This is a genomic window from Streptomyces sp. NPDC003077, from assembly GCF_040611095.1.
GTDB lineage: Bacteria > Actinomycetota > Actinomycetes > Streptomycetales > Streptomycetaceae > Streptomyces.
Map to the genome: position 1 here is coordinate 1 of NZ_JBEXNM010000094.1, position 16,154 is coordinate 16,154.

Below are 16,154 nucleotides of genomic sequence, written 5' to 3' on the forward strand. Positions count from 1 at the left end.
GGGGGGCGTGGGGGGGGGGGGGGGCGTTTAACCCCCCCGACCACGGACGACCGAGGCCGATCGCTGACGACCGAGGCTGGCCGAGGCCGCCCCGCCTGCTGACGACTGCGATCGTGCGGGTCGTTGGGGGGCCGGGCGACGGAGCGGGGCGGGGCGGACGGGGGCCCGAGGAGGTCCCCCGCGCAGGTCCCCGAGCAGATCCCCGCGCAGGTCCCCAGGCGAAGGAGGTGCCCAGCTCGCGCCATGGCCGGCCGCCGGACGTCTTGCCGGTACCGCCAGCCTCAGCCGGCCGATGCCACCAGCCTCACGCTTGCCCATGCCGCCAACCCCAAGCGGCCGATGCCGCCACCCTCAAGCAGAACGAAGCTCCTCGAACGTCCCCGCCGCGGTGAACGCGTCGGTGATCGGCGCGATGAGCGAGGCGAGGCGACGGGCGCCCGCGTCACCGATCGGCGCCCACAGCGCGGCGCAATGCTCGTCCGTTTCCCTCTCGATCCGCTCCCTCGCCGCGCTGCCGGCGGTGGTGATCGCGCCGTCGGAGTCGAGCCAGCCGCGCGCGACGAGACGCGCCGTCGCTGCGGCCCACTCCTGGTCGTCCCACAGGCGGGTCCTCCGCGCGAGGGCCGTGGGGAGGCGGCCTGTCGCGGTGTGCAGAACGAGGCAGTCGCACGGTCCGAGATCGTTGGCGGCGAGGACGACGAGATGCGCGTCACCGCGCCACTCGCGCACCACCGTGATCTGCTGCCACAGCGCGACGAGCGGATCGGACGGAAGCGCGACCGACGCGTTCGCGGCGGCCAGCATCTTGCCGGCGTAGTCGGCACCGGCGACGACCGGATCGATCAGCGACCGCGCCTCGGCGAGCCGCTCCTCCGCGAGGTGCGCGCCGACGCGCCGCATCGCCCGCCCGGCGGCCAGGAACCGGGCGGCCTGCCACCGTTCGGGCGGCGCGGCGTCCCACACGCCCGCCATGGCCCGCACCGCCCGCGGGCTGAAGTTGTAGAAGGCCGCGAGCGTGACCTGCCACGGAACCGCCCCCATCGCGGCCGACCGGAAGGCGAAGTACGCCGGTCCGCGCTCGCTCACGCCGAGCTTGGCCGCCTCCTGAGGGCCTTCGGGGACGAGGTAGATGAACAGGTGAGCCGCGGTGATGGCTTGGCTGATGTCGTGGACGGTGCTCAGGTCCATCGAGCCGTCGCGGAGGCGGACGGGGGCGGAATGGTCGTCGAGGCGCATCGGGGGTGTCCCTCCCGGGAGTTGAGCGGTGCCGTCAGGCGGGGGTGTTGCCGGTGCCGTCAGGCGGGAGTCGGCGGTAGTAATCAGGCGGGGGCGTCGGCGATGGTGATCAGGCGATCAGGCGATCAGGCGATCAGGCGGGAGTTTCGGCGGTGGCCATCAGGACCGCGCGGCCGAGGGTGTGGCCGGCCATGGTGAAGCCGAGGACGGCCGGAGTGGCGTCGGCCGGTACGCCGATGGACTCGACGTCCAGGGCGTGCACCACGACGAAGTAACGGTGCGGGCCGTGCCCGGCGGGCGGGGCGGCGCCGATGTAGCGGGCCAGGCGGGCGTCGTTGGGCAGCTGGTAGGCGCCCTCGGGCAGGCCCGAACCGGTGTCGTCACCGGCTCCCTCGGGCAACTCGCCGACCGTGGCGGGGATGTCGGCGACCGCCCAGTGCCAGAACCCGGACCCGGTGGGGGCGTCGGGGTCGTAGACGGTGACGGCATAGCTCTTGGTGCCGTCCGGCGCGCCGCTCCAGGACAGCTGCGGCGAGACGTCCTTCCCGCCCGGCAGGCCGGAGGCGTGCTGCTCGGGCGGCCAGGCGGCTCCGTCGGCGACGGTGGTGCTGGTGACGGTGAAGGACGCCACCTGGGGGAGGCGGGCGAAGGGGTCGTTGTCGTTGGCGCTCATCGCGACGTTCCTTTCGGGGCTGAGGACGGTGGGGCGGCTGGCTCATGGGGCCGCGGGGGCGGGGGCCGACGGAACGGCACCGCCGGAGAACCCCCACTCACCCACCCACCCACCCACCGCCAAATCGACAATAACAAAGAAAATCGATTATCTGCGAGACCGTCTATGCTGACGTGATGACTGGCACGCCTCACACCCCGGCCCCCTCCGGGAAGCACCCCGGGAAGCAGATGCTTTCCGAGCAGGTCTACGCACACCTGCGGGACGCGATCATGCGCGGGAGCTACGCCCCCGGTGACGCCCTCAAACCGCAGGACCTCGCCAGGGAACAGGGCGTCAGTCTGGCCGTCGTCCGCGAGGCGCTCGTGCGCGTGGTCGGCGACGGCCTCGCCGACCGGCTGCCCAACCGCGGATTCGCGGTCCCGTCCGTCTCCGACCGCCGCTGGCAGGAGATCGCGGAGGCCCGCCGGACCATCGAACCGGTCGTCCTGCGCATGTCCATCGAACGCGGCGACGTCGACTGGGAGGCCCGCGTCCGAGCCGCCCACCACCGCCTGGTCCGCACCCCGGCGTACGTCCCGGAGGAAGGCGAGTACTACAGCAGCGCATGGTCCGAGGCCCACCGGGTCTTCCACCGCACCCTGCTGGAGGGCTGCGGCAACCCCGCCCTGCTGGAGACCTTCGACCGCCTGTGGACCGCCAGTGAACTCGCCCGCCGCTGGTCGGCACACCGCAACCCCCACCGGGACGGCGCAAAGGAACACCGCGCCCTGGAGGAAGCGGCCCTGTCCCGCGACGCCGACACGGCGGCCGAGGTCCTGGTGCAGCACCTCACTCTGACCGCGACCGCTCTGACGGACGGTTCGGGTCAGGGTGCGTAGGTCCGGCCCGGAACCCGGCAATGCTCCCGTGCACGCGGACCGCACAGCCGACGACCGGTTACGAGGCTTTCCCGCACCGAGGTCCGCACCGAGATCCACAGCGAGCCCCGGAACGAGAACCCCATAGCGAGGCCCCTTAACGGCATGCGGCCCCTTCGGTTCCGGCGTCGGTCGTGCACTGGCCGCTGCTGTCGCGTTCCGGGCCGGCGACGGGCCGGTCGGATGGTGGACCCGTCGGGATGAAAGCATGAGCGGCATGTCCGAGATATCCCCCCTGTGGCAGGTCGCCCCGTCAGCCGAAGCCGCGTGGCTGGAGGAGTGCTGCCAGGACGATGGCCTCACGGGATTCCCCGTGCCCGGGATGCCGGACGCCGCCTGGGTGCTGAACGCGATGTACGAGCACGAGCACGAGCACGGCCACGGCGCGGTGTCGCACCATCAGGCGCACCAGGCGGCGCTGGCCGACGGCAGCGTCGAACCCCTCGTCGTCGGGGGTATCGACATCGACGCCACACCGGGCCTGATCGCCACGGGCGGCGGGCTGGGATGGGCCGGGCACCCCGGAGCCGGCTGGCGGCGGCTGCGGTGGGCGGAGCTGGCCGACCGCGTGGGCGAGCCCGTGGTGGCCGAGGGGCTGCTGCCCTCCTACCGCAGCGCGCCCGACGGGCGGGCCGAGGACGGCAGCTGGCCGACGGGGATCGAGCCGCCGACCGAGGGCAGCCTGGACCGGGACAGCTGGGACCGGCTCATCACCCTCCTGCTCAAGCACAGCCCAAGCGCCCCGGACACGCCCTGCTTCGCCTACTACAACCCGCTCCTCATGGGAAGCGTGGACGTCAGCCACCGACACGTCCTCACGGGCCGGCTGGGGGACGCCCACGCCCTGGCCGATCTGGAGGAGCCGGACTTCAGCCCGTCCAACTTCTGGCCGCAGGACCGCTCGTGGGCGGTCTGGACCGACTACGACCTGTGGGGCACCAAGGTGGCAGGCCCTTCGTCACTGATCGACGCCCTGGTCGCCGACCCGGACCTCGAAGCCGTACGCCTGCCCTGGGCGGTCTGACGCACCGGGACCGCGAACAACGGCCGCGGGACGCACAGGGCCGTGGCACTGGCCCTGTTCACCGCCGGGTTCCACGGCTTGGCCATCCCCCGGCACGCCCCGCCGCCGGCGCCACACCACCGCACTGTGCTTGAGCGAGTCCGAAGGTCGCACTGATCCGAGTACGCCGTGCGCAGCCGATTTCCCTACGAGAGCGCGGACGCGGCCAGGAGGTCGTGGACGCGGACGCCTCAGCCCTGGCGGTGCGCCGCATCAGCGCATTGCACGCGCCCCTCCGCGGTCACCGCCCGGTGATGCCGGCGGTCACGCGTGCCAGCAGCGGAACGCACTCCCGCAGTCGCTTCTGCTCGTCGGGGTTGAGCGTGTCGCGGATGGCGGTGTTGAGCCGGTTGGCGCGCTGCGAGCGTTCCTGCTGGAGGCGGGCGCGGCCCGGGTCGGTGATGTGCAGCAGGAGCTTGCGGCCGTCATGGGGATGGGGTTCGGCGCGCACCAGGCCGTTGCCGAGGAGTTCCTTCACGGTTTTGGCCGCCGCCTGGTGGGTCACGCCGCGCAGGTGGGCGATGTCGGCCGTGGTCTGCGGGCCGCCGCGATCGAGGTGACCGAGGGTGGCGGCCTCGCCGGAGGGCATGGTGTCCACGGCCCGCACGGCGCGGACCAGTTCCCCGATGACCTGCCGCAGGTCTTCGGCCAGCACGTCGTCCATAGGCCCATCCTATCCACCTTTGTGTAACCTGGATGTGTAACCAGGTTGTATATATTGAGAGGCTTCAGAGACACCGCCATGCAGCTCACCAAGTTCGGCCACGCCTGCGTCCGCGTCGAGAAGGACGGCCGCCGCCTGGTCGTCGACCCGGGCGGCCTGACCGAACCACAGGCACTGGAAGACGTCGACGCGGTCCTCGTCACCCACGAACACTTCGATCACTTCTCCGAAGAGGCGTTGCGCAAAGCCGCTGAGCGCAACCCGGCCCTGAGGATCTGGACCAACACCTCCGTCGCCCGGCGGCTGGACGGTCTCGGTGCCCGGGTCACCGCCGTCGGCGAGGGAGCGGCCTTCACCGCCGCAGGCTTCGACGTGAAGGTCTACGGAACGTGGCACGCACCGATCCACCCCGACATCCCGCGCATCGGCAACATCGGCTTCCTCGTCGACGACGCCCTGTTCCACCCGGGAGACGCGCTCACCGTCCCCGACGCCACCGTCGACACCCTGCTCCTGCCCGTGCACGGCCCCTGGTCCGCCACCGGACAGCTCATCGACTACGTGCGCGCTGTGGCCCCGCGACGGTCGTACGCCATCCACGACGGCGCCCTCAGCGACGTCGGCACCGCGATGATCGAAGGCTTCCTGGGCGACAACGGCCCCGGCGTCGGAGCCCCTTACCACCGCCTGACCGCGGGCGCGTCCATCGAACTCGGCTGAGACCGCGCCACGCGGCAGGCCACCTGAGAAAAGTTATGGGGCGGCACGCCGGATCGCCCCGCCGTGGCGTCCTTTGCGGAGGGCCCCCGGCCTGCGAATCGGGCGGCCTGCTCCGGGCCGTCGATGGCGACTTGATCAGGGCAGGTCGCGCAGGGGCGAGGGGCGAGGGGCGAGGGGTGGGCAGGGCGACGACCCGCAAGGAACCGACGCGGGCAGCACTGGCTGCGGCCGTCGGGAGGGCTGCCTATCCGCGATCCGCACCCGACTCGGTCGTGCCGTCCAGGGCCGCTTCGGGTTTCGTGTGGAGGATTTCGCGGGCCTGGTCCGCGGCGCGGGCGATGCTCTCGGAGACGAAGTCGACGAAGCGGGCGACGTTTTCGAGGCGGGTGGCGGCCGGGGTGCCGCGGCCGAGGACGTCGACGCCCTGTCGTGCGGTTTCGGCGAGGTGGGCGGTACCGCGGGCGCTGGCGATCATCGACTGGTACCAGACGTCGTCGTCGACGACGTAGCGCTCGCGGCGGCGCTCGTCGCGTTCCCGCCGGACGAGCCCCTGGCTGTCGAGGAACGCGATCGCTTTGGAGATGGAGGCCGGGCTGACCTGGAGCCGCTGGACGAGTTCGGACGCGGTGAGGCTGCCCGTGTCGCTGGTGAAGAGGCAGGCCAGGACGCGGGCCATCATCTTGGGCGAGCCCGATTGTATGAGGACGGTGGTAAGGGTCTCCTCGTACTCGCGCACGGCCTCGGCGTCGCGTCCGTGGGTCTGCGAAGGCGCCTGCGGCCCTCGGGGCGCGGTCTGTTTGCGCCGGTGGGCGCGGTGTTGGGTGGCGCGGTGGGCGAGGTCGGCGCGGTAGGAGGTGGGGCCGCCGTTGCGCATCACCTCGCGCGTGACCGTCGAGGTCGGACGGCCGAGCCGTCTGGCGATCTCCGCGTAGGCGAGGCCGTCCGCCAGCCCCAGCGCGATCTGCTGGCGTTCCTGCTGGGTGAGTCTGCCTCCCGGCATCGCGGTCCCCTTCGTGCTTTCCGTGGTCCTTGGACGCTCGCAGTATAGCGTTCACCTTCAATCCATTGCAACGAATGGGGGTGGGGTTGTTGCGTTAACTCGTAACATCGTTGCAATGATTTAACGGCTGTGAGCTGCTGCTTTATGGGTTGAGCGCAACAAGAGCGTTGCAAGGTAAGTAAAACGCAACGTAGCGTTTCACTCGTCCGAAACGACACGACGAGCCGAAGGAACGCACCATGCAGAAGTTCGACACTCCCGCCCCGGTGACCGCCGTTCTCGACATCCCCGCGGGGCACATCCGGTTCATCGCCGCGGACCGGGCCGACACCACGGTCGAGATCCTGCCCGCGAACGCCTCCAAGAGCCGCGACGTGAAGGCGGCGGAACAGACCACGGTCGTCTACGGCGACGGCGTCCTGCGGATCGAGGCCCCGGCCGCGAAGAACCAGATCCTCGGTCCGAGCGGGACCCTCGAAGTGACCGTCCAACTGCCCGCCGGTTCCCGCGTCGAGGCGAAGGCGGCCGACGGCGAACTCCGGGGCGTCGGGCGACTCGGAGACGTCACCTTCGAGGGCTCGCACGGCTCGATCAAGCTCGACGAGACCGCGAGCGCCCACCTCTCCACCCTCGCCGGCGACGTCTCGGTCGGCCGCCTGGGCGGCCCCGCGGAGATCACCACCGCGAAGGGCGACATCCGGATCGCCGAGGCCGTGCACGGCACGGTCACCCTGCGCACCGAGTCCGGCGAGATCGCGATCGGCGCCGCGGCCGGCGTCTCCGCCTCCCTGGACGCCGGCACCTCCTACGGCCGGATCCACAACACGCTCAAGAACACCGACGGCGCCGCCGCCGGTTTGCACATCCACGCGACCACCGCCCACGGCGACATCACCGCCCGCAGCCTCTGAACAGCGCCTCCATGCCCCACCCTGACGAGCGGGCCGGGCGGGTCCCACGGCGACACGGCCGCGGGACCCGCCGCGACCAGAGACCTGGCCGGGGCCGCCGGGGCGCGTCTTCGTCGGAGCTTCCCCGGGCATGGGACAGGACCCCGGAGTTCTCACTCGGACGGCCAGCGGCAAGGCAGCCGTGGAGGCCCGGCAGCCGACGGGTGGGCGGTCCGGGGATGAGGGGCTTGTGCACGGCGCAACCGAAGACGCCCACGAAGATGCCGACGAAGGCGCCGACGAAGACGCCCACGAAGACGCCCACGAAATCGCCGACGAAGACGCCCACTTCTGCGGCGATCACCGAGGCCGAGCCCGGCCATGGGACTCACCCCGGCGTCAGGCTGGGACCGAGCTGGGCCTGTGACCGGCCGTAATTCGCTTGCCCTGGCCACTCGGCAACGTTGCACTGTGGCCGGACACCACGACTCGTGGTGCCGGTATCCCGAGGAGGCAGCGGCGGCAATGGAGATCCGTTCCACGACCGAAGAGGATCTTGACGTCTTCGTCGACACCATCCATGCCGCGTTCGGGCACTTCCCGGACACCCCGACCGAGGGCGGCGGCGGGCTCTGGTGGTCGGCGCTCGAAATGGACCGTGGCCTGCTCGCCCTGACGGCGGACGGGCGGCCCATCGGCACCGCCGCCGCGTACTCCTTCGAGCTCACCCTGCCCGGCGAGAACCTTGTCCCGGCCGCCGGGGTGACCGCCGTCGGTGTTCTGCCCTCGCACCGGCGCCGGGGCGTGCTCAGTGCGATGATGCGGCATCAGCTCGCCGAGTTGCGGGCCCGTGGGGAGTTCGTCTCCGTCCTGCTGGCCTCCGAGGCGACGATCTACGGCAGGTTCGGCTACGGACCGGCGACCTACACGGCGCGGCTGACGGTGCCGCGTCACAGGGCCGCCCTCGCCGTTCCCCGGGCGCGCGGAGCGGCTGACGCACCGGCAACCGGCTCGGACAGCGCTTCGGACAGCGCTTCGGTCAAGGGCTCGCTCAACGACTCGGTCAGCGCTTCGGTCAACGACTCGGACAACGGCTCGATCGAGCTGCTGCGGCGTGCCGAGTGCGGCGAGATCCTCGAAGAGGTCTACGACCGGTACCGCCGCGCACAGCCCGGCGCGCTGTCCCGGCCGCACCGCTGGTGGGCCTTGCGCGCGGGGCAGCCCCCGATATCGCCGGCGCCGCGCTATGTCGCCGTGCACCGGGACCCCGACGGCGTCCCGGACGGGTACGCCGGCTACTCGATCGAGTCCGGCACCCTGACGGTCGACGAGACCATCGCCACGGACGACGCCGTCTTCACGGCCCTGGCCCGGTTCGTACTCGGACACGATCTGGTCTCACAGGTCGTGTTCAAGCACGTCCTGCCCGATCACCCGCTGCGCCGGCAGCTCGCGGACTTCCGCGCCGGCGAGGTGAGCGGCGACACCGACTGGCTCTGGGTGCGGCTGCTGGACGTCCCGCGTGCTCTGACGGCGCGCGGCTGGTTCGTGGACGGTGAGCTCGTCCTCGACGTCAAGGACCCGTTCCTCGGCGAACACGGCCGCTACCTGCTGACCGTCCGGGACGGCAAGGCCGACTGCGTCCCGACGAACCGGGAGCCCGACCTGTCCCTGGACGTGAGCGATCTCGGCTCGATCTACCTCGGCGGCACCGCCCCGAGCACACTCGTACGTGCCGGGCACATCCGGGCCCACCACCCCGGCGCGGCGACCCTCGCCGACACCCTCTTCCGCGCCGAGCGCTCCCCGCACTGCCTGCACTGGTTCTGAGCGTGCGCTCACCGACGCTGGGCGCCCCTCGGTAGCCGGGCTACGCGCTGGTCGCCCTTTCAGGTGCTCGACGAACGCGGCGCGGTCCCGGCCGGAGCGGGCACGCGGCAGATCGAGCACCCCCACGCGACCTGCGGTACATGGCGGAGAGGAGCGTTGGGCAGGGCGATTCCGGGGCCCCGGTCGGCCGACGGGCGTACGGTACGGGAGGGAAAGGAGGTCCATGTGGATGCCACCTTCAAGACGGTGATCGGCGGGGAGCTGGTGGAGCTGCCCGGCACCATCGCCGCCATCCGGTCCACCCTGGACGCCGGCCGCGCGGACGAGTTCGACCGCGAGATCGCGCATCTGCCCGCCGCCGAGCTCCCCGCGGCGCTGGTGCGCTGGGCCCTGGCCGGTACGGGCGCCGACGAGGAGGACGACGCCCTCTTCGACCGCCTGGCCCGCGGGGAGGACATCGGCGCCACCGGGGCCGGCGGCCCGGGCGCGGAGGTGGCGTGAGCCGCTACCGTCTGCAATACGCCCCGCCCGCCGACCAGGCCCGCCACGCCATGCCCGCTGCTCTGCGGACGTACCAGATGAGGCGGCGCCCGGTGCCTCGTGCCCGGTGGCCGAGCCGGCGCCGAAGGGCCGCCCGGCGCCGGCCTGCCCCGCCACGAGGCCATCGACCGCCTGACGGGGCCACGCCCGTAAAACGCCGTCGGACACCCTCCAGCGAGTAAAACGGGCCATCGGCTGCTGCCTTGGACCGACGGCCCTATAGCCGCTCTCCGCGGACTTACGAGGACGAAGACGAAGACGAGGACGAGTACGAAGACGAAAGGGAAGGCGAAGGCATCCTTATATCGCGGACGGGAATCCAGCCGTCCGCCGCAAGCCAGCCCCCGACCCGCCGACCAGACCATCGACCGCAGCCGCAGCCGCAGCCGCAGCCCCATGCGCCAGGATCTCCGGAGTGCCCGCCGTGACCCAACCGACCTGTTCCGCCGCGTGCCGCACCCAGGCGCAGAGCGCCGTGGCCGCCGCCCTCTGGCACTACACCGACGCTCCCGTCGCCAAGCCGTACTACGTACGCGGGTGCCTCCCGGAAGCGGACGACGCCGCGGTGACCGTCGCACTCTGGACCGGTCCGACGGCACGGGAGAAGAGGAACCTGTTCCTGATCGTGCCCTTGGTATCCGGCGGCCTGCCCGTACCGGCACAGCGCGTGGTGACCGGACTGATGAGGCTGAGCCGGGGTACGCACATTTTCGGCTTCAGCGGGCGGCGCCTCGACGGCAAACCCGTCATGAACGGCGGCGGACTGGTGCGCGGCGGGGGCCAGCCCTGCCTGTGCGGGGGCGCCGCGCCCAGTGGACCGACGGGGTTCTACTTCGAGCGACCAGGGGCTTTGCGGCGCTACTCCTGAGCCCAGGCGGGGCTCGTGACGGGGGATGTCCGTTTCGCGGTGGACGAAGAACACGTTTCAGCAACCGGATGGTTACGCCGACGGGCGCCGTGAGTAGGGTACCCACTGACCCGGCCCGGGGCGGGGTCGCGAACCACCGGGGCAGGGGTTCGCGCAGGATCGATGAGGGGTGGGGGTACGGTGACCGGTCTCGCGGAGTCCAGGGAATCGGTGGAGCAACTCGCCGCGGTGTGGCGTGCCATGGTGCTCGACCGCGACGCGGGTGCGGATGTGCGTGATCTTCCGGGCATCGCCGTTCGCTGGGCCGACTGCTCGTTCGCCTTCTGGAACTGCGTCACCTTGACCGACGTGGGCGCGGACGCCGAACTCGTCGAGCACCGTCTGCGGCAGGTGGCGGACATCATGCGTTCCAAGAAGCACCCCGGCTTCCTGTGGCTCTTCGAGGACCTTCTCGACGACGGGGCCCGCTCCACGCTCGCGGCGGCGGCCGAGCGGGCCGGTCTTGAGTACGCCTTCCCCGGTACGGGCATGGCCGGAGACCTGCTCCCGATCCCCGAGCCGGTCCACCCCGACCTGACCTTCGCGCGGGTGACCACCGACGAGCAGTTGCGCGCCTACGCGGACCTCAACTCGCGCGCTTACGGGTTCCCTCTGGAGGAGGGCCGCGACGGGCTCGTCGGATCCACGCTGTGGAAGAACGAGGTGTACGCCTACCTGGCCCTGCGCGGCGATGTGCCGGTGGCCTGTGCCGGTGCGATCGAAGCGGACGGGCGCCTCTTCGTCGTGCTCGTCGCCACGGACCCGCAGTGGCAACGCAGGGGCTACGGCGAGGCGGTCACGCGCAAGGCGTTGTACGAGGGCGCCCGGGCCACCGGGCTGACCCGCGCCACGCTGCACGCGACCGCCGCCGGGGCCCCCGTCTACCCGCGCATCGGGTTCCAGCCGAACACACCGATCCACTTCTACGGATTGAAGGGGTGAAGGGGTGATGGATTGAAGGGGTGATGGGCTGAAGGGCGGAAGCCTTGAAGGGCTGCCCCGCGACGCGGCCTGATCGCCGACGACGACAGGCGGCGGCCCCGTCATGAACCGCCCGGCACGCCGCCACGGCCGCCGGGCGGTTCCGCACCCTGCCGCACGGTGGTGGCCGGCCCGCACCGTACGGCGGGGTGCCGCCTACCTCAGTAGCGCCGGACCAGCACCAGCACACTCAGCCCGAACATCAAGACGCCCAAGGGCAGATGGACCGACGGAACGTGCGCGATGCCGAGTACGACCTGGGCCGAGGCGAGGACGAGGAAACCTGCCGCGTGCCGGATCGGCCGGGGCGAGCCGCCGCCCGGCTTCCAGGCCAGCACCGCCGCGAGCAGGTACAGCATCGACGCCCCGTACATCACGCGGGCTCCGGCGCTGTGCAGCGTCTCTCCGTAGGGCGAGGTCAGCAGCAGTCCGGCGGAGACCGCTTGAAGGAAGATGGTCAGGGTCTGCAGGGCGATCGCGATCCGCAGGAACCGGGAGCCGCGCCGTGCGTTCGCCGTCCTTGTCTTTGTCCTCGTCGTGACAGCCGTCGTCGCAGCCTTCGCCTTCGCCTGAGCGGCCATGTCGCAGTCCCCTTTCCCGCCCTCGGGCAGGTGGTCGATAAGCTCTCACCCGTCCGACGACGCGGGCCCGCGAAAGGTAAGGCGAGGGAGCGGCCGGAAGCATGGGGACGGTCGGGACGAGCACCGACGGGACGGCCGGCGAGCGGCGCCGGTTGATCAATGTCGCCTACCGGTTGCTCGGTTCGGTGACCGAGGCCGAGGACGCCGTGCAGGAGGCGTACGCGCGCTGGTACGGGCTGCCGCGGAGCCGGCGGGAGGAGATCGTGTCCCCCGGCGCCTGGCTGACGACGGTGACCGGCCGCGTCTGCCTGGATGTGCTCGGCTCGGCGCGGGCCCGCCGTGAACGCTATGTCGGCGCGTGGCTGCCCGAGCCGTTGCCCGACCGCACCGAGCGGGACCACGCGGACGGCGCCGAGCTCACCGGCCCCGCGGACCCCGCCGATCAGATCGTCCTGGACGAGTCGGTGACCATGGCTTTTCTCGTCGTCCTGGAGTCGATGACGCCTGCTGAGCGGGTGGCGTTCGTCCTGCACGACGTCTTCCGGTACCCGTTCGCGGAGATCGCCGACGTTCTCGGCCGGACGCCCGCGGCCTGCAAGCAACTGGCGGCCTCCGCCCGGCGGCGGGTGAGCCTCGCGCGCGCTCCGGTGACCGCCACCGGTCAGGCCGACGTGGTGCGGCGCGTCAAAGAGGCCTGGCAGACCAAGGACATCGCGGCCCTCGTCGCTCTCCTCGACCCGGCCGCCGTGATGACCGCCGACGGCGGGGGCGTGGTCGGCGCCGCCCTGCATCCGGTCGAGGGCGGCGCGCGCATCGCCCGGTACATGGCCGCCATGGCCGACAGGGCTCCGGGGCTCGAACTGCTGGAGCGGTCCGTCAGCGGTGCGCCCGGCCTGGTGGCCCGGCGCGCGGGCGTCGTCGTCACCGTGGCCTCGTTCGACGTCTCCGACGGGCGCGTCACCCGCATCTGGGCGGTCCGCAACCCGGAGAAACTGCGGCCGTGGGCCCGGGAGGGGAACTGACCGAGGTGCCGCCGCATCTGGCCGCCGCGCCGCCGGCCAGGTCCCTCCTCACCATCCCGAGCCGCGACCGGCGTCCCCGGCACCCGGATCCGGTCGCGGTGTGGAAGCGAGGAGCCCCGGTCATCCACCGTCCTGGAGGACGGCGTCCACCTTGACGTCCAGCCACGCCAGACACGCCCAGGCGAGCGCTGCCAGCGCGACCACGGCCGCTCCTCCCGACACGGCGGCCCGGGCGCCCCGCCCCACCCGGCGGCGAAGCGCGACGCCGGTGAGCGCCCAGGACGCCAACGTGAGCGCCGGCACCCCGACCAGCATGAGCGGCAGCTCCACGTACAGCAGGCTCAAGTCCCGCTCTCCTTCGAAACCACCGCGGATACCGGGCAGGGCGCCCCGCAGCCACACCCCGAGCCCGACGCTCGCGCCGACGGCCGCCACGAGGCAGCCGACGGCATCGGCGGATTCCACACGCTTTCCCATGATCTTTACCGACGCTCCCCGCGGCGCCGAAGTTCCCGACGTCGTGCAGCCGCTCCGACCTCCCTCGCCCTCCGCACCGACAGAAGGCCGCCGGTCATCCGAGCCACCGGGCGGCGGTGGGCCGTCATCTGGTCGCACCCACGCCACGATCGCGGCGGTGGGCAACACCGGAGACAGTTGGCCGGAATCCGACGGGCGAGACCGTCTTGGTGATCCGTCAGCGGTCGGTGATAGTTGGTGCACCGCACCCGGAGGTTGGCCGAAAGGTGCGCCCATCGAATCGGCTGGGAACCAGTGACGAAACATCCGGGAGACCTGAAATGCGCACTTTGATCAGTACCGCCTTCGTCTCGCTCGACGGTGTCGTGGAGGCACCGGGCGGCGAACCGGGTTACCGGAACGCGGGGTGGACCTTCAAGGACGTGGAGTTCGTTCCGGAGGCGTACGAGATAAAGGGCCGGGAACAGCGGGAAGCCACCGCCATGCTGCTGGGCCGGGTCAGCTATGAGGCGTTCAGCACGGTGTGGCCGGGTATGGAGGACTTCGCCGGGTACAAGGTGATGCCGAAGTACGTCGTCTCCACCACCCTCGCCGAGGGCGACCTGGTGTCGAACTGGGGCGAGACCACGATCCTGCGCTCGCTGGAAGAGGTCGCCGCGTTGAAGGAGACCGAGGGCGGCCCGATCATCGTCCACGGCAGCGCCACCCTCAACCGCCACCTGGCCGACGCCGGCCTGATCGACCGTTACCACCTGCTCGTCTTCCCGCTGCTGCTCGGCGCGGGCAAGCGGCTGTTCAGCGACACGGACAAGGACGCTCAGAAGCTGAAGCTCGTCGAGCACGAGGCGTACAGCAACGGCCTGCAGAAGAACGTCTTCGAGGTCGTTCGCTGACGGGTCCTGTCCTCGGCGGAGCACGTCGGGCAGGTCGAGCAGGCCGAGCACGTCGAGAGCAGGCCGAGCACGCTGAGCACGTCGAGAGCGGGCCGAGCGCGCTGAGCGTCGGCGGCGTCCGCATCCGCGTCCGCGTCGTCCTGCGTCGGGCCCCTCGGCGGAGAGGCGGCCAACGACCCCGCGTCGCTGCCCCCCCGCGCCGCCACCACCCCACAACGCGACAGGTCCCGGCCGGTCGGCCCGGCCGGGACCTGTTGGTGACGCGGCGGATCACGGGTTGTCGTTGCGCGACCACTTCTGCCAGGCGACGCCGAATCCCGGACGGCAGTCACGCAGGTTGATGCCCGCGCCGTCGCGGCCTTCGCCCTCGTTCTGGATGCTCAGGCACTGGTTGTTGACCTGGGTGATGATCCGGTGGTCGTCGGGGAGGCCCCAGTTCCACCGCTGGTTGGCCAGGCCGTGGCAGTCGCCGACCGCCTGGGCCGGCGCGTCGAGTTCGCCGTTGCGGACGTCCAGGCAGTGGCGTTCGGCGCGGTTGACGAGTTTGTCGCCCTCGCGGAACCAGAGCTGGTTGCCGGTGCCGCGGCAGGTCTGCATCTCGACGTTGTCGCCGTTCGTGGCCAGGCACTTGCCGTGCATGTCGCTGGTGATGGCGAACGCCTCGATGGCGGCGCTCCGGGCGCTCGCGGCGGACGCCGGGGCGATCAGGGACAGGCCGAGCGCGGCTACGGCGAGCATCGTGAGGTTCAGTCGACGTCGCATGGAAGGACTCCGTTCTGAGGTGGATGGAGAAGGTGCGCCTCCCTAACGAGGTTCTGAAGGGCGGGTTACGCCGATCGGGTGAAGGTTTCGGTGCGGTCGGTGAAGGCTTCGGGGCCGGGGGCCGACGGGCCGGGCGCCGGTGGCCGGTTGGCGGCCCCTCGCCGCGGATGCCAGGGCACCCGGCCGCGCGATGGGCCGCGCGGAAACCGGCCGGAACCGTCGGCGTCCGGCGAGGGTGGCTCGACCGCCCCGGCGTCGTCGCTCCGGCGGGCCACGACCACGGGCATGGCCGAAAAGCGACGCAGCTACATAGGTAAGCCTTACCTAACCATCATCACGTGTACTAGCGTCCGATCATGAAGAAGACGAATGGGGCCGTCGTTGCCTCCGCGCTGCTGGCCGTTGGCGTATTCGCCTCTCCCGCCCAGGCCGACGGGTTCCCGGGCGGCACTTTCAGGATCGAGTCGTTCGCGGGTTCCGAGGACGGCGCCTGGAACTGCCTCTCCGCGGACATCAGCCGGTACGTCGTACCCAAGGCGTGCGATGGATCCGACCGGCAGAAGTGGACCTGGAACTCGCGGACCGGGCAACTCTCCCCGGCCTCCCATCCGACCCTGTGCGCCTCGGACGGACTCGACGAGTTCCTGTTCCCCAAGGTCGAGCTCCGTCCCTGTGTTTCCGGTGGCAGCCCCTCCCAGGAGTGGGAGTACGAACCGGATGACCACGGGTCGGTCCGCGTCCAGCACCCCATCGGGTCCCAGGGCGATCCGGAGTACTGGTACTGGACGTGCGGGGAGCGGGTGGAAAGCGCTTGCGTCACCTGGCCCGTGGACGCGCGGCTGCCGGACGGGCGCTTCCGGGTGTCTTCCTGGTAGGGGAGGTGGGTCGACGAAGAGAGGTGCCCACGTTTTCCGTCGTGAGAAAGGGATGCCGTGGGCTGCCTCTCTTCGCTCTCGTTCCTGGTCGGGTGGCCTCTCGCGGGTCGGCCCCCGGCT

At 71.4% G+C, this 16,154-nt stretch carries 18 protein-coding genes; 11 read left to right on the plus strand and 7 right to left on the minus strand.

Annotation, left to right across the window (positions count from 1 at the left end; genetic code table 11):
- Positions 1 to 351 precede the first annotated feature (351 nt).
- Positions 352 to 1,236, minus strand: a complete 885-nt coding sequence (locus ABZX96_RS35095; protein ID WP_355552668.1) for a hypothetical protein — start codon at positions 1,234 to 1,236, stop codon at positions 352 to 354.
- A gap of 133 nt (positions 1,237 to 1,369) precedes the next feature.
- Entirely contained in the window at positions 1,370 to 1,909 is a 540-nt protein-coding gene (locus tag ABZX96_RS35100) for a YbhB/YbcL family Raf kinase inhibitor-like protein (protein WP_355552670.1), read from the minus strand.
- Positions 1,910 to 2,085: 176 nt separating this feature from the next.
- On the opposite strand from ABZX96_RS35100, the gene ABZX96_RS35105 reads away from it, so the two are divergent.
- Entirely contained in the window at positions 2,086 to 2,790 is a 705-nt protein-coding gene (locus ABZX96_RS35105) for a GntR family transcriptional regulator (RefSeq protein ID WP_355552676.1), read from the plus strand.
- Positions 2,791 to 3,046: 256 nt separating this feature from the next.
- Positions 3,047 to 3,853: a hypothetical protein gene (locus ABZX96_RS35110; RefSeq protein WP_355552678.1), complete on the plus strand. Its 807-nt coding sequence runs from the start codon at positions 3,047 to 3,049 to the stop codon at positions 3,851 to 3,853.
- Between the two features lie 280 nt (positions 3,854 to 4,133).
- Here ABZX96_RS35110 and ABZX96_RS35115 read toward each other — a convergent pair whose 3' ends face one another.
- Positions 4,134 to 4,556: a MarR family transcriptional regulator gene (locus ABZX96_RS35115; RefSeq protein ID WP_355552680.1), complete on the minus strand. Its 423-nt coding sequence runs from the start codon at positions 4,554 to 4,556 to the stop codon at positions 4,134 to 4,136.
- A 78-nt stretch (positions 4,557 to 4,634) separates the two neighbouring features.
- On the opposite strand from ABZX96_RS35115, the gene ABZX96_RS35120 reads away from it, so the two are divergent.
- On the plus strand, positions 4,635 to 5,276 hold the full coding sequence (locus ABZX96_RS35120; protein WP_355552683.1) for an MBL fold metallo-hydrolase: 642 nt from the start codon (positions 4,635 to 4,637) through the stop codon (positions 5,274 to 5,276).
- Positions 5,277 to 5,520: 244 nt separating this feature from the next.
- On the opposite strand, the gene ABZX96_RS35125 is transcribed toward ABZX96_RS35120, so the two are convergent.
- Positions 5,521 to 6,276, minus strand: a complete 756-nt coding sequence (locus ABZX96_RS35125) for a helix-turn-helix domain-containing protein (RefSeq protein WP_355552686.1) — start codon at positions 6,274 to 6,276, stop codon at positions 5,521 to 5,523.
- Positions 6,277 to 6,515: 239 nt separating this feature from the next.
- On the opposite strand from ABZX96_RS35125, the gene ABZX96_RS35130 reads away from it, so the two are divergent.
- The 5 genes from ABZX96_RS35130 to ABZX96_RS35150 all read left to right on the plus strand — a co-directional run bounded on the left by ABZX96_RS35130 (position 6,516) and on the right by ABZX96_RS35150 (position 11,385).
- Entirely contained in the window at positions 6,516 to 7,187 is a 672-nt protein-coding gene (locus ABZX96_RS35130) for a DUF4097 family beta strand repeat-containing protein (protein ID WP_355552689.1), read from the plus strand.
- Positions 7,188 to 7,691: 504 nt separating this feature from the next.
- A complete protein-coding gene (locus ABZX96_RS35135; protein ID WP_355552692.1) occupies positions 7,692 to 8,996 on the plus strand; it encodes a GNAT family N-acetyltransferase in 1,305 nt (434 codons plus the stop codon).
- A 225-nt stretch (positions 8,997 to 9,221) separates the two neighbouring features.
- Positions 9,222 to 9,497, plus strand: a complete 276-nt coding sequence (locus ABZX96_RS35140; protein ID WP_355552695.1) for a hypothetical protein — start codon at positions 9,222 to 9,224, stop codon at positions 9,495 to 9,497.
- A gap of 463 nt (positions 9,498 to 9,960) precedes the next feature.
- Complete coding sequence (locus ABZX96_RS35145) at positions 9,961 to 10,404, plus strand: hypothetical protein (protein WP_355552698.1); 444 nt, start codon at positions 9,961 to 9,963, stop codon at positions 10,402 to 10,404.
- A 180-nt stretch (positions 10,405 to 10,584) separates the two neighbouring features.
- Entirely contained in the window at positions 10,585 to 11,385 is an 801-nt protein-coding gene (locus ABZX96_RS35150) for a GNAT family N-acetyltransferase (RefSeq protein ID WP_355552701.1), read from the plus strand.
- 200 nt (positions 11,386 to 11,585) lie between these two features.
- On the opposite strand, the gene ABZX96_RS35155 is transcribed toward ABZX96_RS35150, so the two are convergent.
- Positions 11,586 to 12,005, minus strand: a complete 420-nt coding sequence (locus tag ABZX96_RS35155; protein WP_355552703.1) for a hypothetical protein — start codon at positions 12,003 to 12,005, stop codon at positions 11,586 to 11,588.
- Positions 12,006 to 12,106: 101 nt separating this feature from the next.
- On the opposite strand from ABZX96_RS35155, the gene sigJ reads away from it, so the two are divergent.
- Positions 12,107 to 13,027, plus strand: coding sequence for an RNA polymerase sigma factor SigJ (sigJ, locus tag ABZX96_RS35160; protein WP_355552706.1), 921 nt, complete (start codon positions 12,107 to 12,109; stop codon positions 13,025 to 13,027).
- A gap of 120 nt (positions 13,028 to 13,147) precedes the next feature.
- Here the strand turns inward: sigJ and ABZX96_RS35165 are convergent, their stop codons facing one another.
- Positions 13,148 to 13,504, minus strand: a complete 357-nt coding sequence (locus tag ABZX96_RS35165; protein ID WP_355552709.1) for a hypothetical protein — start codon at positions 13,502 to 13,504, stop codon at positions 13,148 to 13,150.
- A 320-nt stretch (positions 13,505 to 13,824) separates the two neighbouring features.
- Between ABZX96_RS35165 and ABZX96_RS35170 the strand changes: the two genes are divergently transcribed.
- Entirely contained in the window at positions 13,825 to 14,397 is a 573-nt protein-coding gene (locus ABZX96_RS35170; RefSeq protein ID WP_355552712.1) for a dihydrofolate reductase family protein, read from the plus strand.
- 270 nt (positions 14,398 to 14,667) lie between these two features.
- Here ABZX96_RS35170 and ABZX96_RS35175 read toward each other — a convergent pair whose 3' ends face one another.
- Positions 14,668 to 15,159: a ricin-type beta-trefoil lectin domain protein gene (locus ABZX96_RS35175; RefSeq protein ID WP_355552715.1), complete on the minus strand. Its 492-nt coding sequence runs from the start codon at positions 15,157 to 15,159 to the stop codon at positions 14,668 to 14,670.
- Between the two features lie 356 nt (positions 15,160 to 15,515).
- Here ABZX96_RS35175 and ABZX96_RS35180 point away from each other — a divergent pair, with 356 nt between their 5' ends.
- Complete coding sequence (locus tag ABZX96_RS35180) at positions 15,516 to 16,034, plus strand: hypothetical protein (protein ID WP_355552718.1); 519 nt, start codon at positions 15,516 to 15,518, stop codon at positions 16,032 to 16,034.
- The last annotated feature ends 120 nt before the right edge of the window (positions 16,035 to 16,154 follow it).

Coding starts and splice junctions, on each gene's coding strand:
- ABZX96_RS35125 (WP_355552686.1), bottom strand. CDS start 6,276: ATGCCGGGAGGCAGACTCACCCAGCAGGAACGCCAGCAGATCGCGCTG.
- ABZX96_RS35175 (WP_355552715.1), bottom strand. CDS start 15,159: ATGCGACGTCGACTGAACCTCACGATGCTCGCCGTAGCCGCGCTCGGC.
- ABZX96_RS35155 (WP_355552703.1), bottom strand. CDS start 12,005: ATGGCCGCTCAGGCGAAGGCGAAGGCTGCGACGACGGCTGTCACGACG.
- ABZX96_RS35165 (WP_355552709.1), bottom strand. CDS start 13,504: ATGGGAAAGCGTGTGGAATCCGCCGATGCCGTCGGCTGCCTCGTGGCG.
- ABZX96_RS35115 (WP_355552680.1), bottom strand. CDS start 4,556: ATGGACGACGTGCTGGCCGAAGACCTGCGGCAGGTCATCGGGGAACTG.
- ABZX96_RS35180 (WP_355552718.1), top strand. CDS start 15,516: ATGAAGAAGACGAATGGGGCCGTCGTTGCCTCCGCGCTGCTGGCCGTT.
- ABZX96_RS35110 (WP_355552678.1), top strand. CDS start 3,047: ATGTCCGAGATATCCCCCCTGTGGCAGGTCGCCCCGTCAGCCGAAGCC.
- ABZX96_RS35130 (WP_355552689.1), top strand. CDS start 6,516: ATGCAGAAGTTCGACACTCCCGCCCCGGTGACCGCCGTTCTCGACATC.
- ABZX96_RS35105 (WP_355552676.1), top strand. CDS start 2,086: ATGACTGGCACGCCTCACACCCCGGCCCCCTCCGGGAAGCACCCCGGG.
- ABZX96_RS35170 (WP_355552712.1), top strand. CDS start 13,825: ATGCGCACTTTGATCAGTACCGCCTTCGTCTCGCTCGACGGTGTCGTG.
- ABZX96_RS35095 (WP_355552668.1), bottom strand. CDS start 1,236: ATGCGCCTCGACGACCATTCCGCCCCCGTCCGCCTCCGCGACGGCTCG.
- ABZX96_RS35100 (WP_355552670.1), bottom strand. CDS start 1,909: ATGAGCGCCAACGACAACGACCCCTTCGCCCGCCTCCCCCAGGTGGCG.
- ABZX96_RS35120 (WP_355552683.1), top strand. CDS start 4,635: ATGCAGCTCACCAAGTTCGGCCACGCCTGCGTCCGCGTCGAGAAGGAC.
- sigJ (WP_355552706.1), top strand. CDS start 12,107: ATGGGGACGGTCGGGACGAGCACCGACGGGACGGCCGGCGAGCGGCGC.
- ABZX96_RS35135 (WP_355552692.1), top strand. CDS start 7,692: ATGGAGATCCGTTCCACGACCGAAGAGGATCTTGACGTCTTCGTCGAC.